Source organism: Pseudomonas glycinae, assembly GCF_001594225.2.
GTDB lineage: Bacteria > Pseudomonadota > Gammaproteobacteria > Pseudomonadales > Pseudomonadaceae > Aquipseudomonas > Aquipseudomonas glycinae.
In genome coordinates this window covers 1743251-1769357 of the sequence record NZ_CP014205.2, presented here as the reverse complement: position 1 = coordinate 1769357, position 26107 = coordinate 1743251, and the positions used below count along the sequence as shown (strand labels likewise).

Annotated in this window: 25 protein-coding genes; 9 read left to right on the top strand and 16 right to left on the bottom strand. The window is 60.2% G+C overall.

Translation table 11 applies throughout. The features are described 5' to 3' along the window. The first annotated feature begins 16 nt into the window (after positions 1-16). The 5 genes from speB to AWU82_RS07880 all read left to right on the top strand — a co-directional run bounded on the left by speB (position 17) and on the right by AWU82_RS07880 (position 3915). Positions 17-976: an agmatinase gene (gene speB / locus AWU82_RS07900; protein WP_064381781.1), complete on the top strand. Its 960-nt coding sequence runs from the start codon at positions 17-19 to the stop codon at positions 974-976. An 88-nt stretch (positions 977-1064) separates the two neighbouring features. Continuing rightward, on the top strand, positions 1065-1781 hold the full coding sequence (locus AWU82_RS07895; protein ID WP_064381780.1) for a helix-turn-helix transcriptional regulator: 717 nt from the start codon (positions 1065-1067) through the stop codon (positions 1779-1781). Positions 1782-1832: 51 nt separating this feature from the next. Further along, on the top strand, positions 1833-2174 hold the full coding sequence (locus tag AWU82_RS07890; protein WP_064381779.1) for a nuclear transport factor 2 family protein: 342 nt from the start codon (positions 1833-1835) through the stop codon (positions 2172-2174). Positions 2175-2196: 22 nt separating this feature from the next. Further along, positions 2197-3315, top strand: a complete 1119-nt coding sequence (gene zapE / locus AWU82_RS07885; RefSeq protein ID WP_064381778.1) for a cell division protein ZapE — start codon at positions 2197-2199, stop codon at positions 3313-3315. A gap of 18 nt (positions 3316-3333) precedes the next feature. Continuing rightward, entirely contained in the window at positions 3334-3915 is a 582-nt protein-coding gene (locus AWU82_RS07880) for a DinB family protein (protein ID WP_064381777.1), read from the top strand. 120 nt (positions 3916-4035) lie between these two features. Here the strand turns inward: AWU82_RS07880 and AWU82_RS07875 are convergent, their stop codons facing one another. The 4 genes from AWU82_RS07875 to AWU82_RS07860 all read right to left on the bottom strand — a co-directional run bounded on the left by AWU82_RS07875 (position 4036) and on the right by AWU82_RS07860 (position 8947). Then, the gene (locus AWU82_RS07875) at positions 4036-4242 is read right to left on the bottom strand and encodes a hypothetical protein (RefSeq protein ID WP_064381776.1); all 207 of its coding nucleotides are present in this window, start codon (positions 4240-4242) and stop codon (positions 4036-4038) included. A 173-nt stretch (positions 4243-4415) separates the two neighbouring features. Beyond that, complete coding sequence (locus tag AWU82_RS07870) at positions 4416-6662, bottom strand: TonB-dependent siderophore receptor (protein ID WP_064381775.1); 2247 nt, start codon at positions 6660-6662, stop codon at positions 4416-4418. Positions 6663-6807: 145 nt separating this feature from the next. After that, the gene (locus AWU82_RS07865; RefSeq protein WP_064381774.1) at positions 6808-8553 is read right to left on the bottom strand and encodes a phosphoethanolamine transferase CptA; all 1746 of its coding nucleotides are present in this window, start codon (positions 8551-8553) and stop codon (positions 6808-6810) included. A 211-nt stretch (positions 8554-8764) separates the two neighbouring features. Next, positions 8765-8947 carry a DUF6026 family protein gene (locus AWU82_RS07860; protein WP_064381773.1) on the bottom strand — a complete coding sequence of 61 codons (183 nt, stop codon included), beginning with the start codon at positions 8945-8947 and terminating at the stop codon, positions 8765-8767. Positions 8948-9221: 274 nt separating this feature from the next. Here AWU82_RS07860 and gnd point away from each other — a divergent pair, with 274 nt between their 5' ends. Genes gnd through AWU82_RS07845 form a run of 3 tightly spaced genes read left to right on the top strand, consistent with a single transcriptional unit; the run spans position 9222 to position 12528 of the window. Beyond that, the gene (gnd, locus tag AWU82_RS07855) at positions 9222-10202 is read left to right on the top strand and encodes a phosphogluconate dehydrogenase (NAD(+)-dependent, decarboxylating) (RefSeq protein ID WP_064381772.1); all 981 of its coding nucleotides are present in this window, start codon (positions 9222-9224) and stop codon (positions 10200-10202) included. After that, positions 10199-11722 (top strand): glucose-6-phosphate dehydrogenase, encoded by a 1524-nt coding sequence (gene zwf / locus AWU82_RS07850; RefSeq protein ID WP_064381771.1) that lies wholly within the window; start codon positions 10199-10201, stop codon positions 11720-11722. The genes gnd and zwf overlap by 4 nt, the downstream gene beginning before the upstream one ends. Then, positions 11719-12528 (top strand): Cof-type HAD-IIB family hydrolase, encoded by an 810-nt coding sequence (locus tag AWU82_RS07845; protein WP_064381770.1) that lies wholly within the window; start codon positions 11719-11721, stop codon positions 12526-12528. The genes zwf and AWU82_RS07845 overlap by 4 nt, the downstream gene beginning before the upstream one ends. 45 nt (positions 12529-12573) lie before the next feature. Here AWU82_RS07845 and nhaB read toward each other — a convergent pair whose 3' ends face one another. The 3 genes from nhaB to AWU82_RS07830 form a co-directional block, all read right to left on the bottom strand. Further along, complete coding sequence (nhaB, locus tag AWU82_RS07840) at positions 12574-14076, bottom strand: sodium/proton antiporter NhaB (protein ID WP_064381769.1); 1503 nt, start codon at positions 14074-14076, stop codon at positions 12574-12576. Positions 14077-14150: 74 nt separating this feature from the next. Next, positions 14151-15440 (bottom strand): delta-60 repeat-containing protein, encoded by a 1290-nt coding sequence (locus tag AWU82_RS07835; RefSeq protein ID WP_064381768.1) that lies wholly within the window; start codon positions 15438-15440, stop codon positions 14151-14153. A gap of 285 nt (positions 15441-15725) precedes the next feature. Beyond that, positions 15726-15992 (bottom strand): hypothetical protein, encoded by a 267-nt coding sequence (locus tag AWU82_RS07830; RefSeq protein ID WP_064381767.1) that lies wholly within the window; start codon positions 15990-15992, stop codon positions 15726-15728. A gap of 345 nt (positions 15993-16337) precedes the next feature. Here AWU82_RS07830 and AWU82_RS07825 point away from each other — a divergent pair, with 345 nt between their 5' ends. Further along, positions 16338-17663, top strand: coding sequence for a sigma-54 dependent transcriptional regulator (locus tag AWU82_RS07825; protein WP_064381766.1), 1326 nt, complete (start codon positions 16338-16340; stop codon positions 17661-17663). A gap of 82 nt (positions 17664-17745) precedes the next feature. On the opposite strand, the gene fapF is transcribed toward AWU82_RS07825, so the two are convergent. From fapF to AWU82_RS07780, 9 genes are all read right to left on the bottom strand, one after another. Continuing rightward, entirely contained in the window at positions 17746-19050 is a 1305-nt protein-coding gene (gene fapF / locus AWU82_RS07820) for a fibril amyloid transporter FapF (RefSeq protein ID WP_064381765.1), read from the bottom strand. Positions 19051-19095: 45 nt separating this feature from the next. After that, positions 19096-19842 carry a fibril amyloid subunit FapE gene (gene fapE / locus AWU82_RS07815; RefSeq protein WP_064381764.1) on the bottom strand — a complete coding sequence of 249 codons (747 nt, stop codon included), beginning with the start codon at positions 19840-19842 and terminating at the stop codon, positions 19096-19098. 43 nt (positions 19843-19885) lie between these two features. Then, the gene (fapD, locus tag AWU82_RS07810; RefSeq protein ID WP_007957477.1) at positions 19886-20566 is read right to left on the bottom strand and encodes a fibril amyloid maturation endopeptidase FapD; all 681 of its coding nucleotides are present in this window, start codon (positions 20564-20566) and stop codon (positions 19886-19888) included. A 63-nt stretch (positions 20567-20629) separates the two neighbouring features. Continuing rightward, positions 20630-21619 (bottom strand): amyloid-like fimbrin subunit FapC, encoded by a 990-nt coding sequence (gene fapC, locus AWU82_RS07805; RefSeq protein ID WP_064381763.1) that lies wholly within the window; start codon positions 21617-21619, stop codon positions 20630-20632. A gap of 70 nt (positions 21620-21689) precedes the next feature. Further along, positions 21690-22262, bottom strand: coding sequence for a fibril amyloid subunit FapB (gene fapB, locus AWU82_RS07800; protein ID WP_064381762.1), 573 nt, complete (start codon positions 22260-22262; stop codon positions 21690-21692). Continuing rightward, positions 22263-22712: a functional amyloid chaperone FapA gene (gene fapA, locus AWU82_RS07795; protein WP_064381761.1), complete on the bottom strand. Its 450-nt coding sequence runs from the start codon at positions 22710-22712 to the stop codon at positions 22263-22265. Between the two features lie 356 nt (positions 22713-23068). Then, positions 23069-23593: an ATP/GTP-binding protein gene (locus AWU82_RS07790; RefSeq protein ID WP_064381760.1), complete on the bottom strand. Its 525-nt coding sequence runs from the start codon at positions 23591-23593 to the stop codon at positions 23069-23071. After that, positions 23590-24153, bottom strand: a complete 564-nt coding sequence (gene pnuC, locus AWU82_RS07785; RefSeq protein WP_064381759.1) for a nicotinamide riboside transporter PnuC — start codon at positions 24151-24153, stop codon at positions 23590-23592. Before pnuC ends, AWU82_RS07790 begins: the two co-directional genes overlap by 4 nt. 81 nt (positions 24154-24234) lie before the next feature. Further along, positions 24235-25869 carry a methyl-accepting chemotaxis protein gene (locus AWU82_RS07780; RefSeq protein ID WP_064381758.1) on the bottom strand — a complete coding sequence of 545 codons (1635 nt, stop codon included), beginning with the start codon at positions 25867-25869 and terminating at the stop codon, positions 24235-24237. Positions 25870-26107: the final 238 nt, after the last annotated feature.

Sequence of the window (26107 nt, the reverse complement as noted above, 5' to 3'; positions counted from 1 at the left end):
CAACAGGAACACACCGATGGACGTGCCCATGCAAAACGATCAGGCCCTGACCCGTGACAGCCTCTACGGCACCGCTGCCGAAAGTACCTATGCCGGGATCACCAGTTTCATGCGCCGGCGCTACAGCCGCGACCTGCGCGGCGTGGACGTGGCGGTCAGCGGTGTGCCGTTCGACACCGCGACCAGCAACCGTCCGGGCGCGCGTTTCGGGCCGCGCGGGATTCGTGCAGCGTCCACCGGGATTGCCTGGGAACGGCACTGGCCATGGGCGTTCGACCCGTTCGATCATCTGGCGGTGATCGACTACGGCGATTGCGACTTCGATTACGGCTCGCCGCACACCATCCCGGAAAGCATCGAGGCCCACGCCGAGCACATTCTCAGCTCCGGCAGCGCGATGCTCACCTTCGGCGGCGACCACTTCATCAGCTATCCGCTGCTCAAGGCCCATGCGCGCAAGCACGGCACGCTGTCGCTGATCCACTTCGATGCGCACAGCGACACCTGGCCGGACGAGGGTGGCAAGCGGGTCGATCACGGCACCATGTTCTGGCACGCCGCGCGGGAAGGGCTGGTGGATCCGGCGCGTTCGGTGCAGATCGGCTTGCGCACCACCAATGACGATCATCAGGGCTTTCAGGTGCTGGACGCGCGGCAGGTGCATCGGCGCGGCTGCGAAGCGATCGTCGAGGCCATTCGCGCGCGGGTCGGGGATAACCCGGTGTACCTGACGTTCGACATCGATTGCCTGGATCCGGCCTTCGCACCGGGCACCGGTACGCCGGTCTGCGGCGGGTTGAGCACGGTGCAGGCGCTGGAGATCCTTGGCGGCCTGCGCGGGATCAATCTGGTGGGCATGGACGTGGTGGAAGTAGCCCCGGCTTACGACCACGCGGACGTGACGTCGCTGGCGGCGGCAACCCTGGCCATGGAGATGCTTTGCCTGTACGCGGCCCGGCACAAAGTCGACGCGTGATCCCCTCCGAGTCTGGTGAAAGCTCCTGACAATTTCTGACACCAGGCTCTGCTAAGCTCCGGCAAACTTTTGTCCGGAGCCTCTCACCGTGTCGCGAACCACTCGCCTGTTGACCCTGCTGCAAGTGCTGCGTGGCAAGAAACGCCCGGTGACCGCCGCGACGCTGGCGTCCGAGCTGGAAATCTCCGAACGCACGCTCTATCGCGACATCGCCGAACTGACCGCACTCGGTGCACCGATCCACGGCGAGGCGGGCATCGGTTATGTGTTGCGCAGCGGCCTGTTTCTACCCCCGCTGATGCTCAACGCCGACGAGACCGAAGCCATCGTGCTGGGCCTGCGTTATGTCGATCAGCGTGGGGATGAGGTGCTGAGCAAAGCCGCCGCCGACGCGCTGGCGAAAATCGCTGCCGTGCTGGACCCGCAGGCCCAGGAGGCGCTGCGCAATCCGACGGTCATGCCCGGGCCGCCGGGCTACGGCTTTCCGCAGAACGCGGTGCCGTTGAACGTTTTCCGTCACGCGATCCGCGATCAGGCCAAGCTGCACATCGATTACGCCGATGCGCAACAGGTACAGAGCCAGCGCTTGATCTGGCCGCTGGCGCTGGGCTTTCTCAACGAGGTGCGGATCATCGTCGCGTGGTGCGAGTTGCGCGGCGCCTATCGCACCTTTCGCACCGACCGGATTGCCGCCGCCAGCCTGCAGGGCGAGCGCTATCCGGGGCGTCGCAGCGACCTGTTGCGCACCTGGCAGCGGCTGATGCAACTGGACGAAAACGGCCGTTTCACTCCTGACAGGAATTGACGCAGGGCTGTTCTAGGATGGCGACAGAACCCGAAAAAAGGAGCTGTAATCATGTTCCACCCCACCTCGATACTCGCCCCGGCCATCGTTGAGTACATCAACGCCGCCAATGCTCGCGATACGTCCCGGGTCGGCAGTTTTTTTGCCGAGGATGCCCACGTGTTCGATGAAGGCAATCATCAGGTCGGCCCACAGGCCATTGCCAATTGGATGGAGGACACCGCCCAGCGCTATCAGCCACGGGTCGAAGTACTCGGCGTCCAGCAGCGCACCGGTAAAGTGCTGGTGCAAGGGCTGATCTCCGGAACGTTTCCCGGCAGCCCGCTGGAGCTGCGCTACACGTTCCGCCTCAACGAACAGGGCAAAATCGCTCGGCTGGATATTTCCCTGTAGCCATCGTGGCATACTGCCGCGCATGACTTTCGACTCCCCTTTAAGCGCCTGGCAATACGCCGTCGACCACAAGGGCTTCATCCAGGATGAAGCCCAGGAACACGCGGTCTGGGCCTTGCAAAAATGCCATGAAGCCCTGCACGCCGGTGCCCGTTCGGTCACCGGCGTTTACCTGTGGGGCCCGGTCGGGCGCGGCAAGACCTGGCTGATGGATCAATTCCATCAAAGCCTGCGGGTGCCGGCGCGGCGGCAGCACTTTCATCACTTCATGGGCTGGGTGCATCAGCGCTCCTTTCAGTTGACCGGGATCGCCGATCCGTTGCGGGCGCTGGCCCGTGAGCTGGCGGCCGAGGTGCGGGTGCTGTGTTTCGACGAGTTGTTCGTCAATGACATCGGTGACGCGATCATTCTCGGGCGCTTGTTTCAGGTGATGTTCGACGAAGGCGTGGTGGTGGTCTGCACCTCCAACCTGCCGCCGGATCAGCTGTATGCCGACGGCTTCAACCGCGACCGCTTCCTGCCGGCGATCACCGCGATCAAACAGCACATGCAAGTGGTTGCGGTGAATGGCGCCGAAGATCACCGATTGCACCCCGGCGCCATCGAGCAGCGTTACTGGGTCACTCAGCCGGGGCAGGGCAGCGCGCTAAGCCAGGTGTTCGACGCGTTGGCCGCCGGGCAAACCTTCAGTGCCGAACCGGTGCCGGTGGGTTACCGCGCCTTGAACGTGGTGCAGGCCAGCGATTCGGTGCTGTGGTGCCGCTATGCCGACCTGTGCGAGCAACCGTTCGCCGCCATGGATTTCATCGCGCTGTGCGACACCTACCGGGCTATCCTGTTGAGCGAGGTGCCGAACCTCAGCGCGAAAAAACGCGAAGGGCGGATCGCCCGTGGCACCGAGGACGGCGCGGAGCGGGTGATGGCCGGTGATCGCGAATTGCCGCAACTGTCCGTGCATGACGACGGCGTGCGCCGCTTCATCGCGCTGGTCGACGAGTGCTACGACCGGAAAGTGCCGCTGTACATCGAGGCCGAAGTGCCGATGGACGCGCTGTATACCGAGGGCTATCTGGAATTCCCGTTCCGCCGGACCCTCAGCCGCTTGCAGGAGATGCAGCTGCAACGCTTCGCCGAGACCTGAAAACACGGAGGGCGCGACATGACTCAGCCACTGTCCCACCATTTGCTGACCATGGCCTATCAGAATGCCTGGGCCAACCATCGATTGGCCAAGGCCTGGAGCCAGCTTGATGACGCGGAGCTGGCGGCGCCACGGGTCAGTTTCTTCCCAAACATCCGCCTGACCCTCAATCACATCCTCACCTGCGACTGGTTCTACGTCGACGCGCTGGAACGTGAGTTGCGCGGTGACGAACCGCATCCCGATTGCTACGTGTTCTTCAACGCTGACGAACCCTTCACCGATGCGCAGGCCTTGCGCCGCGAACAGGCCCATGTCGACCGGCGGCTGATCGCCTACTGCGAGCAACTGCGCGATGCCGATCTTGGGCGCATCGTTACCATCGCCCGCGACACGCCGCAGCACGACAGTCGTCTGCGGATGATTTCGCATTTGTTCGAGCACCAGATCCACCACCGTGGCCAAGTCCACGCGATGCTCAGCGGCACTTCGGTGAAACCGCCGCAACTGGACGAGTTTTTCTGTGCCGGCGAGTCCGGTTTGCGAGCAGAAGATTTTGCCGAGCTGGGCTGGACCGAAGAACTCATCTGGGGCCACTGATGTCTCGGATTCTGCCGATCCAAGATCTGCAGGCATAAAAAAGGCGCCCGGAAAGGGCGCCCAACTGTCATCTGCGAGGCCAGAGCCGAGCCATCGCAGGTCCATCGGTAAAGCGTTCGCTCAAGGGCGATAGGACTCGGTGACCTGGGCGGTCTGGTCGTCCGGAACCTTGAGTTCGTCAGACTTCGTATCAGCCTGCTGGCTTTGTGCAGAGTGGACCGGAAAATTGGCCCAGTAATGTCTCATGCGCTCGGCGCCGCCTTCAGCGAATGCGCTGGCGGATGCGAGGGTGAGTAGACCGGCAAGGATTGCAGTCGTGGTTTTCATGGTGCCTCCTACGAAAAATGTCGGAGCCGTTCGTCCATGAATCTAAGCCTCGGGGCGCAGTGTCCACCGAGGGCATTAACCAAGGGTTAACGCTCGTTCAGTGTAAGGATTGACGGGGTATTGGACGAACGCTGCACGCGTGAGTGACGCGTGCAGGTCGCGAGGGAAGGGTGTCAGAGTTTCCAGTCGAGGCTCAGCGTCACGGTGCGTGGATCGCCCCAGAACACGCCGTTGTAGAAACCGACGTTGTCGTAATACTTCTTGTCGAACAGGTTGTCGACGTTGAGAGACGCCGACAGGTGCTTGTCGAACTCATAACGCGACATCAGCTTCACCACCGTGTAGGCGTCCTGACTGATCCGCGCACGCTCGGTGATGATCCGGCCATTGGCGCCGCGTCCGACCGGGCGATTGGAGTTGCCGTAGACGTCGCTCTGCCAATTCACCGCGCCGCCCACCGTCAGAGCGTTCCAGTTACCCGGCAGGCGATAGGCCGTGGACAGGCGGAACAGGTTCAGCGGTTGATTGGTGTTGCTGCGTTGTTTCTCGCCGTTGACCGAGTGGGTGTAGGTGTAGCCGGCGGTCATGTTCCAGCCGTCGAGGATCTCACCCGAAACCTCGGCTTCGAAACCGTTGACCTTGTTGCCCTTGCCACCGGACTTGTAGAACTCTTCCTGGGTTACTGGATCAGGCAGAACCGAGTCATCGACTTCGGCGACGTTGTCCTGCTTGCTCCAGAAAATGGCGGTGGCCAGATTCAGGCGCTCGTCCAGCAGGCTGCCCTTGAGCCCGATTTCATAGTTGCTGCCAACGATCGGCTCGATGAACTTGCGGTTGGCGTCGCGGTAGGTCTGCGGTTTGAAGATGTCGGTGTAACTGACATAAACGGTGTATTCCGGCGTCAGGTCATAGAGCAGACCGGCGTAGGGCGTCCACATGTCGTTGTGCTGCTGGCGGCTGGCATCGACGCTTTCCAGTCGCAGGTTGTCGTCGAAGGTGTTGGCCGTTTTTGACGCCTTCCAGCTGCCGTAGCGGGTGCCAAGTACGGCGTGCAACTCGTCCGTCAGGCTGAGGCGGGTCGCCAGATAACCTGCTTTTTGTTGCGTACTGTCTTTGGCGCTGGTGAGCCCGGTCACGGTGTCCGTGAATTTGGCGATGTCGCCCATGTATTTCCAGTCGCGGATGGTGCTGTAGTCGCGTGCAACAGCTCCGTCTACGGTATAGGGCGAGCTGGAGCTGCGTTCGGCTTCGCCATAGCCGATCATCATCTGATGTTCGCGACCCAGCAGTGAATAAGGGCCGGACAGGTTGAAGTCGTACGCCTTCATGCGCTGCGGGCCAATCATGTGCGAGGTGTAGGCGGTCATGCCGCTGCGATCAGGCTCGGGAAAACCGGCACCGGCGTAGTAGACCTTGCCGTCTGTGTCGCTCTTGCGGTGGGTGTAGGCGGCTTTCAGGTGCCAGTCGCCGGCCAGGGTCTGATCGAGGGTGGCGAACGCGGTCTTGTCGCGCAGAGGCCAGGAACTCCAGGACGTCGCCATGTTGGTCGAGCGTCCGAGTCCGGTCTTGCTGCCATCGGCGTTCCAGTACGGCAAGGTGCCCCATGAGGAGCCTTGCACCTGTTTGTCCTGATAGTCATAGCCGACGGCCAGTACGGTGGAATCGGTCAGATCCGCTTCGAGAATGCCGTAGCCGACTTCCCGCTGGAGGGCGTACTTGTCGCGAAATGATCCCTGGTCGCGATAGGCCAGCACACTGCGCCCGCGCAACCGTCCGTCGAAGGCCAGCGGGCCGCCGACATCGACGTAACTGTAGTAATCGTCATAGCTGCCGCCGCTGGCGCCGGCCTGAGCCTGCCACTGCGCGGTCGGGCGTTTGCGCACCATGTTGATGGTCGCCGACGGGTCGCCTGCGCCAGTGGTCAGGCCGGTGGCGCCGCGCACGACTTCGATGCGGTCGTAGATGATGGTGTCCGAATCGGACTTCATGTACTGGAAGGTGTTGAGCATCCCGTCGATCTGGAAATTGTTGATCGAGTAGCCGCGGGATGAGTAGCTGACCCGATCCGAATCGTTGTGCTGCACCACAATGCCGGTGGTCTGGCTCATGGCCTCGGACAATGTACCGAGCTTGAAATCATCCATCTGCTGACGGGTGACCACGGACACCGATTGCGGGGTTTCCTTGATCGACAGGTTCAACCGCGTCGCCGTGCTCATGGCGCCGGTGGTGTAGGCGCGGGTGTTTTCAGTGGTGCTGCCAAGACCCTGGGCGGTAACGCTGGTGGACGCCAGCTCGAGTGCCGGCGCAGCGGCGGGCGACTGTTTTTCCGTGTCGGTTTCAGCCAGCAGATCCGGGCTCAATGCAACGCTGCACAGGCCAAGGGTCAGGGTCATGGAACGGGTGATGGGCGCGAACATCGCAGCCGACTCCTTGTCTTTGAGGGAAAAATTCCGTTTGTTCAAAGACGAAGGTGAAGGGGGCGATTTAGTACCAAACGAGAAATATTATTATTTGAAGGTGTTTCAGTCAGACGAAAAAAAGGGCCGTTTCCGGCCCTTCTCGTTACTGCTGCAGCACCACTTCTGTGGCGGCGGGTTTTTTCGGCTTCATCAGGCTGAAGTCGATCAGGGCCCGCTGTTCGCGTTCATAAGGGTTGCCGATCAGCAGCGGACGCGGCTTGAAGCTGTCGCTGACCAGGCTCTTGCTGCGATCCAGCTCATCGAAACTCAAACCGGCCAGATCCGCCCAGGTGTGGATCAGGTGTGAGCTGCTGTAGGGCCGGCTCAAATCCCCGGTGAAGTTCCAGTTGTGGGTTTCACGCCACTTTGGCGAGGCCCAGGCCATGAATGGAATGGTGTACATCGGCGCCGTCGGCTTGTTTTCGTTGCGACCCAGAGTGCCGTGGCCCACCGAGTCGAACACGTCTTCGCCGTGGTCGGAGAGGTACAGCAAAAAGCCGTTCGGATCGGATTTGGCGTAGTCCTTGATCAGGCTCGAGACCACGAAATCGTTGTACAGCACCGCGTTGTCGTAGCTGTTGTAAGTCGGCACCTGATCGTCACGCACACCGGCCGGAACGCCGTTGCGATCCTGGAACTTATCGAAGCTCGGCGGATAACGGTACTGGTAGCTCATGTGCGTACCGAGCAAGTGCACGACGATCAATTTGCGCGGCGCCGCGTCGGCCAGGGCCTTGTTGAACGGCTCGATCACGTCACCGTCGTACTGCGCGGCGTTCTGGTTGCGGTTGTTGTTCAGGTACACCTGCTCGTCGGCCTGTTCGGAGAAGGTCGTGAGCATGGTGTTGCGCTTGGTCATGGTTTGCTGGTTGGTGATCCAGAAGGTCTTGTAGCCAGCCTGCTTCATCATGCTGACCAGCGACGGCGTGGACAGGTACAGGTCCGGGTTTTCTTCGTCGGCGAAGGTCAGCACCTGTTGCAGCGCTTCGATGGTGTACGGGCGCGGGGTGATGACGTTGTCGAAGACCGACAGTTGATCCTTGAGCTTGTCCAGTTCCGGCGTGGTTTTACGCGGGTAACCGTAGAGGCTCATGCGCTGGCGGTTGGTGGACTCGCCGATCACCAGCACCAGGGTCGCCGGCTGGCTGGCGCCCGCGTCCTTGAGATTTTTCAGTGGCGGGATCTTGCTCGCGCTGTGCAGCATGCCCTGCATGTCGGCCAGGGTTTCCTGATAGCGGTGATACGCCACTGCCATCTGCCACGGCACGGCCGGCTCGATGCGGGTTTCGAATTTTTCGAAGCCCTGGGCAAAGCTGCCGGTGCGCATCGTCTGCTTGATCAGCGGGTAACCGATCACGGCCACCAGAATCGCCATGGCAGCGACGAATGCCTGACCACGGGGCAGGTACACCGGACGCAGGCGGGTCCACAGGAAATACGCGAACGCGGTGTGCGCGAGGAACGCCGGAACCATCCACCAGGCAAAGTACTGGGTCATGTACTCGCCGGCTTCGGACACGTTCGACTCGAACATGATGAAGATCACGCTCTGGGAGAATTCCTGCTGGTAAATGAAGAAGTAACCCAGGCTGGCCATCGAGCAGGCCCACAGCACCAGGCCGATCACGGCGGCGAGCAGGCGGGTGCGGTTGGGGAACAGCAGCATCGGCGCGAGCCACACGGCGCTCATCACGAAAGCCTGGCGGAACCCGGTGAACCCTGAGGTGCCCGTCAACTGGATCAGCAGTTGGGTGATACCGGAGAAGTACCAGAAAAACACGAACAGCCAGATGAAACCGGCCCAGTCGAAACCTGTCGCAGTCGTTTTGCTGCGTTTGAACACCGCCATTCAGCACTCCAGCTCAGTCGTCACATCCACCGCCGGGCGCTTCATGCAACCGGCGCATGAACCCGACGAACGGAGGCCGTGCACACACGCACGGCCAGAATGCGCCGGAGTATCAACAAGCGGATGTGAAAACTTTGTTAGTTGCCGAAATGGGCCAGAGGTGCAGCATGTCGGGAACGGCGATGGCCGCTCCCGAAGCGGGCGGGGGAGATCAGGCGTGGGGCGAGCGCTGTACGCGCGGCAGAGGCTGTGGCTCGGCGCCCTGGGTCAGCAGGCGCAATTGCGCGAGTTCATGCTTGAGCTGATCGCGTTCATCTTTCAACTGCCGCAATTCATCGCGACGGATAGTGACGTACAGGGTTTGTGGCGGCATTGCTGTGTGTACTGTGCCCATTGCTCACCTCGCAAATGGCGTGTCTCAACTGCAGATCAGCCCCCGGTTTGGAGCCTTGATCTGCTATCGGCGCCGATTTTGATTTCTTTTGCTCGTGAATGGAACTTTTTTATTTTTCATGGTCGTTGTGTCTTCGGCACGTTTCCCGACGTTATCAGTCTGGATCGGGCACAATGCCCGGAAACTTCACACCGACGCTCTGGACTAAGCTCCAGGAGTTACGTTGGGCTATAACCTTTGACACACTTTTATTTGTAGTAAGGAGCATCAGCACATGCAACTCGGGATTATTGGACTGGGCCGCATGGGCGGCAATATTGCGCGACGTCTGATGCTCAACGGTCACACCACCGTTGTTTACGACCGCAATACCGCCTTTGTCGACACCCTGGCCGCCGAGGGCTCTACCGGCGTCGCCGATCTGCCTGCACTGGTCGCAGGCCTGGCCAAGCCGCGTGCGGTATGGGTCATGCTGCCGGCCGGGGCACCGACTGAAGACACCATCGAAGCCCTGAGCCATCTGCTCGAGGCGGGCGACACCATCATCGATGGCGGCAACACCAACTATAAAGATGACATCCGCCGGGCCAAAACCCTGGCCGAGAAGGGCCTGCACTACATCGACGTCGGCACTTCCGGCGGCGTCTGGGGCCTGGAGCGCGGCTACTGCATGATGATCGGCGGCGATGCCGAGACCGTTAAGCGTCTGGACCCGCTGTTCGCCGCACTGGCGCCGGGCATGGGCGACATCCCGCGCACCAAGGACCGCAAGTCCGATGATCACCGCGCCGAGCACGGCTACATCCACGCCGGTCCCGCCGGTGCCGGCCACTTCGTCAAGATGATCCACAACGGGATCGAGTACGGCATGATGGCCGCCTTCGCCGAAGGCTTCGACATTCTCAAGACCAAGTCCAGCGAGCGCCTGCCGGAAGATCAGCGTTTCGACCTGAACGTAGCCGACATCGCCGAAGTCTGGCGTCGTGGCAGCGTGGTGTCGTCCTGGCTGCTGGATCTGACCGCCGATGCGCTGGCCAGCGACCCGAAACTCGACGGCTTCTCGGGCTCCGTGGCGGACAGCGGCGAAGGCCAGTGGACCATTGAAGCGGCCATGGAACAAGCGGTGCCGGTACCGGTGTTGTCCAACTCGCTGTTCTCGCGCTACCGCTCTCGCGGCCAGGGCACTTTCGGCGACAAGATTCTTTCGGCCCAGCGCTTCGGTTTTGGCGGCCACGTGGAGACACCGAAGAAATGACCCATACGATCCGCAGGAAATCCAAGGCAGAACCCGCGCCACCGACCACGCTGTTTCTGTTCGGCGCCCACGGTGATCTGGTCAAGCGCCTGCTGATGCCGGCGCTGTACAACCTGAGTCGCGACGGCCTGCTGGATGATGGCCTGCGGATCGTTGGCGTTGACCACAACGCCATCACCGATGAAGCCTTCGCGCAAAAGCTTGAAGACTTCATCCGCACCGAGGTGGCAGCCAAGGTCGGCAAGGGCGATCAGATGCTTGATTCGTCCTTGTGGGCCAAACTCGCCAAAGGCATCAGCTACGTCCAGGGCGATTTCCTGGACGACAGCACTTATTCGGCCCTGGCGGCGAAAATCGCCGACAGCGGCACTGGCAATGCGGTGTTTTACCTGGCCACCGCGCCACGTTTCTTCAGCGAAGTGGTGCGCCGTCTCGGCAGCGCCGGGTTGCTCGAAGAAACCCCCGAAGCCTTCAGAAGGGTGGTGATCGAAAAACCGTTCGGCTCCGACCTGCAAACCGCCGAGGCGTTGAACGCCTGCCTGCTCAAGGTCATGTCGGAAAAGCAGATCTACCGGATCGATCACTACCTGGGCAAGGAAACCGTGCAGAACATTCTCGTCAGCCGGTTCTCCAACAGCCTGTTCGAAGCGTTCTGGAACAACCACTACATCGACCACGTGCAGATCACCGCCGCCGAAACCGTCGGCGTCGAAACCCGTGGCAGTTTTTACGAACACACCGGCGCCCTGCGGGACATGGTGCCCAATCACCTGTTCCAGTTGCTGGCCATGGTGGCGATGGAGCCGCCGGCCGCGTTCGGCGCCGATGCGGTGCGGGGCGAGAAGGCCAAGGTGGTCGGCGCGATTCGCCCCTGGACCATCGAGGAAGCGCGAGAAAACTCGGTACGCGGCCAATACAGCGCCGGCGAAGTCGCTGGCAAACCGGTGGCCGGTTACCGCGATGAAAACAACGTCTCCCCCGACAGCACCACGGAAACCTACGTGGCGCTGAAAGTGATGATCGATAACTGGCGCTGGGTCGGCGTGCCGTTCTACCTGCGCACCGGCAAGCGCATGAGCGTGCGCGACACCGAGATCGTCATCTGCTTCAAACCGGCGCCGTATGCGCAATTCCGCGATACCGAGGTCGACGAATTGCAGCCGACCTACCTGCGTATCCAGATCCAGCCCAACGAAGGCATGTGGTTCGACCTGCTGGCCAAACGGCCGGGGCCGGCGCTGAACATGGCCAATATCGAACTGGGCTTCGCCTACAAGGATTTCTTCGAAATGCAGCCGTCCACCGGCTACGAAACCCTGATCTATGACTGCCTGACCGGCGACCAGACGCTGTTTCAGCGCGCTGACAACATCGAGAACGGCTGGCGCGCGGTGCAGCCGTTCCTCGACGCCTGGCAACAGGACGCGAGCGTGCAGAGTTATGCCGCTGGCGAAGACGGGCCGAAAGCCGCCGATGATCTTCTGACTCGCGATGGTCGCGTCTGGCATGGTCTCGGATGAGTGAGCCGATCCGTTTTCTGTTGAGCGACATGGACGGCACGCTGTTGTTGCCCGATCACAGCCTGAGTCAGCGCACTATCGACGCGGTTCGTTCGCTGCGCGAAGCGGGCGTGTTGTTCAGTCTCGCCACGGGGCGGCCGCCCAAAGCGATGCTGCAACAAATCGAAGCCCTGGGCGTCGATCTGCCGACGGCGGCGTTCAATGGCGGCACGATCGTCAATCCGGACGGCAGCATTCTGGTCGCGCATTACCTGCCGGCCACGGCAGCGTTGACCGCACTGGCGCTGTTCGCCGACCAGCCGGATGTCGAAATCTGGGTGTTCAGCGGTGGCGACTGGCTGCTGAAGGATCCGCACGGGCCGATGGTGCCGCGCGAACAGCACGGGCTCGGTTATCCGCCGGTGGTGGTGGAGAGTTTCGAGCCTTATCTGGAGCGTATCGACAAGATCGTCGCTACCAGCAACAACACTGAGCTGCTGATCGAACTGGAGGCGCGGTTGCTGCCGAAGGTCGAGGGCATGGCGCAGGTGTCGCGTTCGCAGCCGGTGTATCTGGACGTGACGGCGGTCGAGGCCAACAAGGGCTCGGCGCTGGTGACGCTGGCTGAGCACCTCGGTGTGCCGCTGGCGCAAACGGCGGCGATTGGCGATGGCGGCAATGATCCGGCGATGTTCCATGTTGCCGGTCTCTCGATCGCCATGGGCCAGGCTGAGGACGCGGTGAAACGTCAGGCCGACGTGGTGACCGGGCGGAACACCGAGGATGGCGTGGCGCAAGCCATCGAGCAGCACATATTGCCGCGCTGATTTATGTATAAAAAAACGGGAGCCCCAAGGCTCCCGTTGTTGTTTCTACAGCCAGTAGCTCACGGCGTACCAGCCGAGCAATCCCATCACCACGGTGTAAGGCAACGCCATCCACACCATCCGCCCGTACGACAACCGTACCAGCGGTGCAATCGCCGACGTCAGCAGGAACAGAAACGCCGCCTGACCGTTGGGCGTCGCCACGCTCGGCAGGTTGGTGCCGGTGTTGATCGCAATCGCCAGTGTCTCGAAATGCTCGCGGCTCATGTGCCCGGACAGGAACGCCTGCTTCACTTCGGTGATGTAGATCGTGGCAACGAACACATTGTCACTGATCGCCGACAGCAGGCCATTGGCGATAAACAGCATCCCCGGTTGCTGGTCGGCCGGCAGTGCCAGGACCCACTGGATCAGCGGCGCGAACAGTTGCTGGTCGTGAATCACTGCGACCACGGCGAAGAACACCACCAGCAGCGCGGTGAACGGCATGGCGTCCTTGAATGCGCTGCCCAGTCGGTGCTCGTCGGTGATCCCGGTGAAGGCGGTAATCAGCACGATCACCATCAGTCCGATCAGGCCGACTTCCGCGATATGGAATGCCAGACCTGCAATCAGGATCAACGCAGCGCAGCCTTGCACCAGCAGGGCGGCGCGCTGACGCGGGGTGCGTTCGGCATTGTCTTCGGCGGCGTAGTTGGCCAGCACGGCACGTACGTTATCCGGCAGCAGCGTGCCGTAGCCAAACCAGCGCAGTTTCTCCAGCAACAGGCACGTCACCAGTCCCGCGAGCAGAACCGGCAGGGAAACCGGTGCGACCTTCAGGAAAAACTCGGCGAAGTGCCAACCCATCTCGTGGCCGATCAACAGGTTCTGCGGTTCGCCAACCAAGGTGCAGACGCCGCCCAGTGCAGTACCGACGGCGCCGTGCATCAACAGACTGCGCAGGAAGGCACGAAACTGTTCCAGATCCTCGTGATGCAGTTGGGGCAGATGCCGGTCATCGCTGAATTCGCTGTCCTGGCGCGGATCGTTGCCGGAAGCCACCCGGTGGTAAACCGAATAGAAGCCGATGGCGGCGCTGATGATCACTGCGGTGACGGTCAGTGCGTCGAGAAACGCCGAAAGAAATGCCGACAGAAAGCAGAACATCAGGGCCAGCAGCGCCTTCGAACGCACGCCCAGCAACAGGCGCGAGAACAGGAACAGCAACAGGTCTTTCATGAAATAGATGCCGGCGACCATGAACATCAACAGCAGAATCACCGGGAAATTGTGCTGCAATTCTTCGTACAGCGCCTGGGGCGTGGTCATTTTCAGCAGCAGCGCTTCGATCAGCAGCAAGCCGCCGGGCATCAGCGGGTAGCACTTGAGCGCCATGGCGAGGGTGAAAATGAACTCGATCACCAGCAACCAGCCAGCGGCGACCGGGCCGACGCTCCACAGCACCAGTGCGTTGAGCATCAGAAACCCGACGATGCACGCCTTGTACCAGCGGGGCGAATGCCCGAGAAAATTGTGCGCGAACGCCTGGGCCATCGAACCGGACATCAGCTACTCCTTGTCTTAAGAAGCGCGCAAGTTGCCGTAAGCCATGGGGAAGATCAAGTGTGGGAAGATTCGCATCAGTGATTCAGATAGCGCGCCACTACTGCGCGGTAGTTGCCATCGAGCGAATAGCCGCCCACCAGAATCGCGCCATTGGGCTGTATCGCCACTGACGTGGCGGTATCGAGGCTGCGGCCCAGTCGCGTGCGCAACCAGCCATTGCCGGAACCGAAGCTTCGATCCAGGCGGCCGTCGACCAGATAGCGGGCGATGATGAAGTCGGCCTCAACTCCGCCGATCGTCGCGCCAACCGCAACGATGCGACTGTCCGGCATTACCTGCGCCGCGCTCCACTGGCAGCCACTGGGTCCGATATCCAGCAGATGCGGCTGACCGTCATTGCAGTGCAGGTCGGGGCGACCGTTGCCGTGGACAGACAGGGCCATGCATCGGATCGGATCGCGACTGCTGCCAAAACAATGCAAATGCTCCGCTGATTCGATGACTTGATTGACCAGAGCACTGCGTCCCTGGACTTTGAAGGCCATGAAGCCGTCCACCGCAAAACGTTCGTCGAGCCGCCCGTCCGGCAGATAGCGTGCAAGCAGGCCTTCCTGCGGAAAGTCGATGGAGCCGCCCACCACGATTCTTCCGTCTTCTTGCAGCAGCACGCTGCCCAGCCAGGTATTGAGCAGCAAGTGGCGAACCATGACGAAGCCGCGACCATTGAAGGATGGGTCCAGGCTGCCGTCGGGTTTGAGGCGGATCAACATGCCGACGTGATCGGCCAGCTCGAAGTGATGATTGGCGATCAGCAGGATGTGGCCATCCGGTTGCACTGCGAAGTCGCAGGCTTCTGCGCCCGGAACGCCCGGTGGCAGCCATGCATCGCGGGCGCCCATGGAGAGGTCACCGGGCAGGCGGACGATTTGCCGACCATTGTCGCCGAAGTCCGGGTCAGGTCGGCCCTGGGCATCGAACATCGCCAGGGCGGGCAGGGTGCGATGTTCTGATTCGTAGTGCAGGCCCGCCAGCAGAGTCCGCCCGTCGGGCAAGACTTGAACCTTGCCGCCGGTGGCTTCGAAACCGGCAGCGAACCGGCCTATCACGCTGCCTTGAAAGCCGAACCCCAGATCAGCCGAGCCGTCCTCAAGCAGACGGGCCAGACCGAAACAACTGCCTTGAGCAGTGCCCACCTTGGCGGCGACCAGGATCCTGCCCTGCGCGTCGAGCGCCACGCTCTGGATCAGGCTGGACGTACTGCCGGCGAAATAAACCTGAGCCAGGCCGTTGCTGGAAAAGGTCTTGTCGAGTTGTCCGGCGTTATTCGCTAGCGTCGGGAGTGCGATAGCGGTCTGGGTTGACATGCATGCTTCTCCTTGCGAGTCGACCGATTTCCGGGAGGCGGAACGGGTAACTGCATGAGGGAGACATTCAATCCCTGAATACGCGCAAGTACAACTGACAGAATTAACAGGTGGAGGGTCGCACTGTGCCAGAACAGTGTCTTTTTGAACCAGTCGCAAGCCTGCCAAGTATTCAGACGCGAAAGTATTGAAGAAAGTTGTACAGAAAGACTGAAGTTGGAAATGGATTCGCAACTAGCAGAAGAGGGCGGATGACTTGAACGTCATCCGCATTACCCACAAATATCAGTGCGGCATCGACCAGGATTGCAACGCATAGCCTTCTTCGCTTAGTTCGGCGCGGGCCTGTTGCAGCAGGTGTTCAAGTTGCGCCGGATCGGAGTAGGCGCTGCTCGGGATCTGGGTGCGACCGATGTGGGAATTGGTGCGGTCGATCACGGTGAGGCAGAGTTCGCCATTCCCGTCTTGCGGGGCCCAGGCGACGCATTGGAAAGGTTTGAATGCGCGGTTGGCGATCAAAAGAGCTTCGTTGATACGGAGCGGGGCGTTCATTGGGGTCTTCTCTCTATAGTGCCCAATCAAGTGATATGCCGTCGGTTGGGCTGACCGTTCGGCGAGTTACTTGTACTGATGCACGCAACCCGCTGACAGGTCACACGGAATCTGAAGAAATTTCGACTTTCTTTCATACACTCAATATTCAGAGAGATTTTGAAAGCCTGGCGAAAGAATCAAGTCGATAGCTAACTAATAAAGCCGCTTCTTATAACCGCTTCACTTGTATACCTATAAGCAATCGATACAAGACGCCGTCAAATTCTTGCTAATGTAACAGTCAGGTTTGCCAAATGACTGTTTTTACGATCATTTCCTAAAATTTGGCGCCAAGGAACAGTCATGAACGAAGCGCCTGCATTACGACGTTTACTGGTCGTCGACCCGTGCGACGACTGTCACCGATTATTGCCGGGTTTACGTGCTGCAGGTTGGGACGTCGACAGTTGCAGCCTGGAAAATGCCGCCGACCGAACGTGCGATGTAGGCCTGTTGCGTTTACAGCCTTTTCATCTGGAACGTCCCGAAGCCGTCAAAGAGCTGATCAGCCGCAGTGGTACCGAATGGATCGCCGTGTTGAATCAGGAAGTGCTGCGTTTGCAGAACGTCGGTGATTTCGTCTGCGAGTGGTTTTTCGATTTCCACACCTTGCCGTTTGACGTGTCGCGGGTGCAGGTCACCCTCGGCCGCGCGTTCGGCATGGCGCGCCTGCGCGGTCAGGGCACGATACACGTCGATCAGCAGGAACATGAGCTGCTGGGTGACAGCAAACCGATCCGCGAGCTGCGCAAGCTGCTGAGCAAACTGGCCCCCACCGAGTCGCCGGTGTTGATTCGCGGCGAAAGCGGTACCGGCAAGGAACTGGTCGCCCGCACCCTGCACCGGCAGTCGCAACGCCACAGCAAACCGTTTGTGGCGATCAACTGCGGGGCGATTCCCGAGCATTTGATCCAGTCCGAACTGTTCGGCCACGAGAAAGGCGCGTTCACCGGCGCCCATCAGCGCAAGGTCGGACGTATCGAAGCGGCCAACGGCGGCACCTTGTTTCTCGATGAAATCGGCGATCTGCCGCTGGAGCTGCAAGCCAATCTGCTGCGCTTTCTTCAGGAAAAGCACATTGAACGGGTCGGTGGCAGTCAACCGATCCCGGTCGATGTGCGGGTGTTGGCGGCGACTCACGTTGATCTCGAAGCCGCCATCGAGAAGAAGCGCTTTCGCGAAGACTTGTACTACCGGCTCAATGTGCTGCAAGTGGTGACCGCGCCGTTACGCGAGCGCCACGGCGATCTGTCGATGCTGGCCAACCACTTTTCCCATTTCTACAGCCATGAAACCGGCCGTCGTCCGCGCAGCTTCAGTGAAGACGCGCTGATCGCCATGGGCAAACACGACTGGCCGGGCAATGTCCGCGAACTGGCCAACCGGGTGCGTCGAGGCCTGGTGCTGGCCGAAGGGCGGCAAATCGAAGCCCGTGACCTGGGGCTGATCAGCCAGCAGTCGATCGCGGCACCGATGGGCACCCTGGAAGACTACAAGACCCGCGCCGAACGCCAGGCGTTGTGCGATGTGCTGAACCGGCACAGCGACAATCTCAGCGTTGCCGCCAAAGTGCTGGGGGTTTCCCGGCCGACTTTCTATCGTTTGCTGCACAAGCACCAGATCCGCTAGGGCGCGGTGCTTCCTGAGGTCCGGAAGCTGAAAAGGCCCGCTGCGATGCAAGTCGCAGCGGGCCTTTTCATGATGTCGCGGTTTAGAAGTAGTACGGGAATTTCAGGCTGAAGGAGAAGTCCGGGGCATCGTCCGTCATGCCGATGGACAGGTTGGGCACAATGGTCAGGTTGTCGGTGGCCGCGATGGTCATGCCGACGTTGAAGTAACCGGCGTTGGCGTCGCTGGACACCACCGATTCCCAATCCCCGCCATCCTGTTTCAGCTTGCTCTTGCGTTGCACCAGGTCAGACACGGAGAACGACATACTCATCTTCTCGTTCAGTGCGAAGGCAACACCTGCACCAATCTGGAAGCTGTCGCCGATGCGAACCTTGCCCGGGTTTTTCTGGTTGACCGTGGAGCTGATGTCGTCGAACGACTCCTCGAAGTTGTGGGTGTAGGACAGACTGCCGAACAGCACGGCCGGGTCAAACGTCTTGACCAGCGAGATGCCCGGGGTGATCGACCAGACGCCGTTGCCGGTAGGCAAGGTGTCAGGCACGAACAGGTTCGAGTTGGCATCGGTCTGGCGCAGCTTGATCCCGAACGGGTCCTTGCCCGTAGGCGCCTTGACCCGTAAGGAAACCACGGCGTCCGGGGTGTTGACCGACTCGTCCAGGAACTTGTACGCAATGCCGAAGTTGACGTCGCCGAGAGTCGGGTCGCGGCTGACGTCCTGTTCGGTGGTGACGTTGGATGCACCGCCGTTGCCGCCACCGGACTGATAGGTCGATTCGCGGTAGACCACCGGCACGTTCAGGTCGAACTGCCAGCGGTTGTCGAAGTTATAGCGGCCCGTCAGGTCCAGTGTCCAGGTGTCGGCCTTGATCCGGTCGAGGTTGATGTTGCCGAGGAAAATCGAGTCCAGGGCGAGGAAACCGTTGAGAATCAGCTGGCGGGTGTCGTAGCGCGAATAGGTCACGCCGGTTTCAAAGCTGAACTTGCCGCCGCCGAAGAAACCGCTGGCTTCGTCGTACAGGTTGGACACACTCTGTGCCGGTTGCGAATCGTCGGCCAGTGACTGGCCATAGGATGCGCCGCTACCCCCGGCGGCGCCCCCCGAAGCCGTTGCAGCCCCGGTGCCGGTGGCGACCCGGTTGCCTTTCATGTCCGAAGGCGATTTGGCCAGGCGTTTTGGGGGTGGAGAGGCGGGTTGTTCTTCGACCTGCCGGACCCGCTGTTCGAGCACCGCCAGGGCTTTCTGTTGTACTTCGTATCGTTGCTTAAGCTCCAGAAGTTCCTGTTTCAGGGCTTCGACATCGGCATCAGGTGCTGCTTGCAGCATTGCCGCCGGTAGAAGAGTACTCAAACATACAGCGGCACGCAGTGATACTGATCGATACATGAATAAGCCGTCCCTTTAAGCCCAATGATCGAGACTCAGCGTAGTTCAATATCCGATGTTGCGTAGTGCCCTGAGTTGAGTCAGGTTGCAGTCCAGTGCGCCGGCACTCATGCCGTTATTGTTAAGGACAACGTTGAGTTGTGTCAGGTTGTTGACTACGTTCGCGTTACCCAGCAGACGGGTGTTTTGCAACAGTCCACCCTGGGCGACCTGTTGCAAGGCTGTACCCTGATTGCCGGAGGCCTGAATGGCCATTTGCACACCGCCATTTGTGGCTGAAACCGCGACGCTGCCGGCACCGTTGCTGCCGGAAATGGTCTGGCCGGCCATCAAGGCCTGGCCTTGGGCGGGCGCCAGGGCGGGTGCCTGACTGGCTTCTTTGACGTTGATCGCAACGTTGTTGTAGGCGGCGTTGCCATCGCCAGCGGCGCGCACACTCTGCGTTACGCCCTGGCTGGAGTTGAGTCCCGCGCCACCCACGACCGAGCCCGTCCCCAGTTCCGGGGTATTGCCGTTGCCGTGTTCCTTGATGGTCGAGACGTAGAATTCAGGTTTTATCGAAGCGGCCTGCAATTGCATCGTGGCCGATGCCCCGATCAGATCTCCACTGGCGTTGCGCCAGGTACTGCTCATGACGACGCCGAAGCTGATGATCCGCCCCGGCATGACATAACGACCGCGCAGCTCTGCGAGCTCCTGGTCCTTGATTTCGATGGGTTTGAATCCTGCATTGGCATAGCCTGATGCGCTCGCTGCCAGACAGGCGGCGGCCAGCCAGTATGAGGTTTTCATCTGCTGCTCCCGGGACATCCAGCCCCAATCTTGTAATCGGCGATTAAAAGAAGTCGCTCTGTATGAACCCGAAGTCCATCAATTCAGCATCTTTGACCGGGTTGAAGGCATCCAGCTTGTTCTTGGCCGTCACCGGTACCGGAGGGCTGCGCAAGGCATTGGCCTTGTCATATCCGGGGCCGACGATGGCAAAGACAATGCCGTTCCAACCTTTGACAAAGTCATCATGGGAGTAGCGTTTGTGTCCTAAAACCGGGTCTCCGATGTAAACCCAATCCTTGTCCGCCCGCTGCATCACCACGAAATGCTTGTAGCCGCGAATTTCCATCAGTACCACCACCGGGATCGTGACTGCGTCGAGTTTTTCCGGTGGAATCTTGTAGCCCCTGGCGCGCATGCCGATGCTTTCTATGTAGCGCTTCATGTCGAGCATGGAGAAACCTTGAGTACGGACAAGGTCCTGGTCAGCGTTGACCAGCATGCCTTTGATGATGTGCTCTTCATCGACGTCGAGCCAATAGGCCTGGCGCAATACCGTCGCCAGTGCGGCGGCGCCGCAACTGAAGTCGGTTTTCTGTTCGACGATGTCGGCAAACTTGCGCTCACGAATGCTTTGCACGTTCTTGTAGACAAGCGTGCCGCCAGGCAAGGCAGCAACGGGCATCTGGGCAGCCTGGGTCAGACCACAGAAGCAAAGCAGAGCGAGGAGGGCAGTCTTACGCATGATCGATACGCCTTTGCGGACTGAGGAAAAGCCCCGTTTCCGGGGCTTTCGTTTCGATCGCGATTACATGCAGGATTTGCAACCTGCGGCGATGGACAGCGTATTGCTTTGTTGGTTGCCAACACCAGCGGCGTTGTTGTAACCAGCGTTACCCGAGAAGTTGTTACCAACATTGGAGATGGAAGCGTTGTTGGTCACAGGGTTTTTCCAGCCATCAGGGGTCATCACTTGTTGAGTGGTCACACCTGCCAGGCCAAAGACGCCCACTGCTTCGAATTTGGCTTTTTGATCTTTGTCGCCACCATGGCCTCTGTCGTTATTGCCATATCCGCCATGACCGTGATCGTCGTCTTCGATTTTTGCAGTGCCCTTCGCGTAGAACGCGCCAGCCCCGGCGAAAGTACCGGTGAGGGTATCTTTTTTGTAGGTTTGAGTGCCGTTGTTGGCTACGGTCAGGCCAGTGGAGGTTTGGTTCGCAGCAGCAGCGGCGTTAGCTACACGACCACCCGATACAGCAATTGCCAGGTTGTTTTTCTGTTGGTTGAAGTTGCCGGCACTGTTGTTCACGCCAATGTTGCCGGAACCGCCGTTACCCACGTTGTTGAGGTTGGCGTTGTTGGTGGTGGAGTAGTTCGCAACGGCGTTGTTGGTGTTGACTTGAGTTGCGCTGGAGACCGACACCGCAGAGCCGAAGATGAAACTTTCATCGGCAGTGGCCAGAGCGGCGGCATTGTCTTGCTGGTTGCCATCGCCGGCGGTGTTGTTCATGCCAACGTTGCCGTTGGTGCCATTGGCCGAGTCGCGGACGGAGGCATCATTTTTGGTGCCTTGGTTGCCGACCAGGTTGCCAGAGCTGCTTTGCGTGTCGAGCACTGCCGCCCCGGCGCCAGCGCCGATTTGCAGCAGTTGTTCCAGGGTTGGGCCTTTTGGTTCATGGTTGCCATGCCCGTTACCATGACCGTGATTATCATCACGACCGCCTGCCTGTGCTGCGATTGCCATCACTGCTGCGAGTGCGAAAACCAGTGGTTTGAGGGCCATTGTAGGTTTCATGGTGTTTCTCCGTGCTTATTAGTTGGTTAAGTGTTGGTACTTTCTAATTGCACTGCTTTTGTTGTTTGGGTCAGTCAGCGACCCGGATGCTCAGGGTGTTAGCCATTCGGTTCCCCACCCCGGCACTCTGGTTCACCTGGATTACCCCTCGGCTGCCGGTGAAGGCCTGATCACTTGTCGTGACCTGGCGACTGCCGGGTGAGGTACCAGTTGCTCCTGAGCTCGGTAACAACGCCACGTTCTGTTGAGAAAGGGCGCTATCGTCAACGCTCTGCGGGGCAGCACTGATGCTGACGCGCGTCACGTTGGCCATCTGGTTATTGGCCCCGGCGCCCTGGTTCACGCCCAGGATCCCGTTGCCGTTAGTGAAAGAGTTGCCGCCGATGTTGGCGCTGGCATTGCCAGTGCGGTCGGCGGGCGTGTTGATGTGCTGGATGACACTGGTGGTCGCGCTGGCACTGGTGCCAATGGCGATTGCTTTGGTGTTGGTCTGTTGCATCTGGTCGCCGGCAGCCTGGTTGACGTTGTAGTTGCCGCGGTACTGGATGCCGGTTTCCTGAATGTTCGCGTTGTTCACGGAACTCGGGTCAGCCATAGCGCTGGTGCAGCCGAGGAGGGCGAGCAAGAGCAGAGAGCGATTCATTTATTGGCCTCCAGCCATGCGAGTCAGAGGGGCAAGACCGGAGCTCATGGCACGGTTGACGGTATTGGAGATCGAGCCGCCGGCACCGCCGCCGTGACCGCCTCCCATACCAGGCAAGCCATTCGGATTGGTCACAGTGTTCATGCCGGGGATGTTCGAAGTCGGGGTGGTGATACTTCCGCGAATCGAGGATCCGCTGGCTACACTGGCAAATTCACCGTCGTTGAGTTCGGTGCTGGTCATTGCTTGACCGATGCGGCCCGAAGGATTGGCATTGACGGTGGTGGGATACGGGTCTTTGCCGCCGCTGCGGCCGATCGGGATCGGCTGGACGTCACGATTGAGCACGATCACGCCATTGCCTTCGGCCTGAACGTTGAAACTGAGGAAAGTGCTGGCGGCTGATCCGATCAGCAGAAGGCAGGTGAAGGCTTTATTGATATTCCCCACGACGGCAATTCCTTCTTCAGTGGGCTGAGCCTGTTCAGCGTTGTGAAGGAGAGAGCGAAAGCTGTGCCGCTTTTGAAATGTCTTTAAATTTCAATGCGTTGGGTTTGACGAGCGCAGGCCCGATACAAAAGCTGTTTCATCGTTGAAACAAGTCACTGCCTTCGCAACCCCCTTATGCCGTTGCAAAGCTCTGGAACAAGGGTTTGCGCGCAGGTGTTTCAATTGCGTAACAAGTCGCATGACAAAGGGATGAAGGGCGCTGAGACGGGCACTTGGCATCCGCAGGAGTGTTTCAGGAACGGACACTTTGACCCCAAAACAGGGGATGCACCGGGTCAACCAACCCGAAAACCGGGTCAGTTCGCGAGCAGGTCGCGAACCGCTTTGAAGGCTTGCTGCTGGCGTTCGGCCCAGTTGCCCTGAATGATCTGCAAGGGCCGATGATGTTTCTGCAGCCAGGTTCGAGTGGCGTGATAGAACGCGAGCCGTTCATCCAGGTCAGGCTGGCAGCGCTGACCATCGTCCGTCCACTCGATCTGTTCGGGAGAGAGCAACAGGTGCAAGTCGTAATGACGGGCCAGTAATTCGCCTTCCAGCCACGGCGGGCAGTCGCCAAACAGGGTCTGGCTCCACAGAATGTTGCTCAACAGATGCGTATCGAGAATCAGCAGGCGCGGCTGCTGCGCGCGTGCCGCATCTTCCCACTGCAACTGGCCGCGAGCGATCTCGGGAATATCGGCCAGGCAGGTATCGCGAGGGTTCTGCTCCATGAACCAGCGCACGTACTCGTCCACTCGCAAACCGCCGAATTGCTGTTGGATTCCGGCCGCCAGCCAGCTCTTGCCGGTGGACTCGGGGCCGGTCAGGACAATCACTTTCATCGTTGCAACGCCGGGTCGGCACGCCATTCGCGCCAGCCTTGCACCGCGATCAGGGTGAACAGGGCATACAGCGCCGCCGTGAGGTACAGCCCTTTATAAAGGAACAGGCCGACGAAGATCACATCCAGCACGAACCACAACGCCCAGCATTGCAGACGCTTGTGAGCCATCCAGAATTGTGCGACCAGGCTGAAACCGGTCAGCGCTGCGTCGAGCCACGGTTGCGCCGCGTCGGTCCAATGGGCCATCGCAGCGCCCAGCAGCAGACTGCCGACAGTGCCGATGGCCAGTCCCTGCACTATCGAGCGCGTGTCGAGCCGACTGACCTCGCGCCCGTCATGCATCGTCCCGGCTCGGGTCCATTGCCACCAGCCATAGATTTGCAGTCCGGCATAAACCACCTGCAGCAACATGTCTGAATACAGTTTCACCTCGAAGAACACCCAGGTGTAGAGCGACACCATGACCAGCCCGATCGGCCAGCACCACGGATTCTGTTTGACCGTGAGCCACACGGCGATCACGCCGAGGGCGGCGGCAAACAGTTCTAGCCCGGACATGCAGGATCCTTGGGGGAATAAATGAGGGAGCGGATTGTACCGAAAAACAGGTGGGAAACGAGTTCCCACCTGTTGCAGGGATCAGACTCGGAACTGGCGCAGCAGCCCGTTCAGTTGTTCGCTGAGCTGGCCGAGTTTCACGCTGGCCACGCTCGACTGCTCGGCCGCCAGCGCGGTGCTGTGGGACAGGCCCGCCGCCTGGGTGACGTTCTGGTTGATGTCTTCGACCACGTGCGCCTGTTGCAGCGTTGCGCTGGCAATCGAGGCGTTCAGACCATTGAGGTTGCGCAGGGCCTGGCCGATGGCATTCAGGCTCGCACTGGCCAGGCCGGCCTGTTCGATGGTCAGTTGCGAAGCCTTGCTGCTGTCGCCGATCACCTTCACGGCGGCTTCGGAATGATTTTGCAGGCGTTCGATCATCGTCTGGATTTCCGCCGTGGACTTCTGCGTGCGCTGAGCCAGCAAACGTACTTCGTCAGCAACCACCGCAAAACCGCGACCCTGTTCACCGGCGCGAGCCGCTTCAATCGCGGCGTTCAAGGCGAGCAGGTTGGTCTGCTCGGCAATCGAGCGGATCACCTCCAGCACGCTGCCGATCTGCGTGCTCTCGGTCGCCAGCGTGCGAATCACTTCGACGGCCTGATCGATGGTGCCTGACAACTTGTCGATCTGCTGCAGGCTGCCGTCGATGTTGACCTGGCCTTGCTGGGCCTGAGCCTCGGCGTCACGCATTTCGCTGGCCGCGTGCTCGGCGTTTTTCGCCACGTCCTGCACGCCGTAGGTCACTTCGTTGACCGCGGTGGCCACCAGCTCCATCTGCTGCGACTGCTGCTGGCTGCGTTGCTGCGCTTGCGCCGCATCGTTGCCCAGTTCGCTGGATGATTGGCCCAATGCGCTGGCCGACACCTGCAAGTCACCGATCACTCGGCGCAGCTTGGCGGTGAAGGCATTGAAGTGATGGGCCAGTTGAGTGACTTCGTCCTGGCCGTGGGTATCGAGACTGCGGGTCAGATCGCTTTCGCCGCTGGCGATGTTGGCCATGGCGTTCACGGTCTCCTGCAACGGACGAACGATGCTGCGGGCAATCAGAATCACCAGCAGCGCCATGATCACCGCGATGACCAACCCGACTACCGATGCTTTGATCACCTGACCCTGGAACTCGGCCTGCACGTCATCGACGTAAACGCCGGAACCGATCACCCAGCCCCAAGGCTCGAACAGTTTCACGTACGACGTCTTGGCCACCGGTTCACTGGCGCCCGGCTTGGGCCAGCGGTAGTTGACCATGCCGGCACCTTTGGCCTTGGCGATGGCGACCATTTCGTTGAACACCGCAAAGCCGTCAGGGTCGCGGATAGCCGAGAGGTTCTGGCCTTCAAGCTTGGGATTGGTCGGGTGCATGACCATCACGGGCGTGAGGTCGTTGATCCAGAAGTAATCGTTCTGGTCATAACGCAGGCCACGGATCGCGGTCAGCGCCTGTTTCTGCGCTACGTCGCGGGTCAGGGTTCCTGCTGCTTCGAGGCTCTGGTAGTACGTCAGCAAACCGCTGGCGGTCTGCACCACATGCTGGGTTTTCTGGGCCTTGGCATGGTAGAGGTCATCATGGATCTGCTTGAGCATCAACACGCCCAACGTCAACAGCATGACCACGGCCACAATCAAGATGAGCCACAAGCGTCGGCTGATCGACACACTGCGCAAGCTGTTCATAACGCTGTCACTCCGGATTCTTTTTCTTGTAATAAACCACCGCCAGCATCCAACCACGTTTCGGTGACCGGGCATACGCGACCCAAGTCGTAGAACGCGGCAGCGCTATTACGGCTTGTCTGTTAGGATTTCGGCCCCGCGCGTGAAAACCTGAATCCAAATTGATTTTTCACGGAATTTTGACTGTTTCGTGTGGATCCTGTGCGTGCGGAATCGGTACAGCTTTAACCAGCTACGC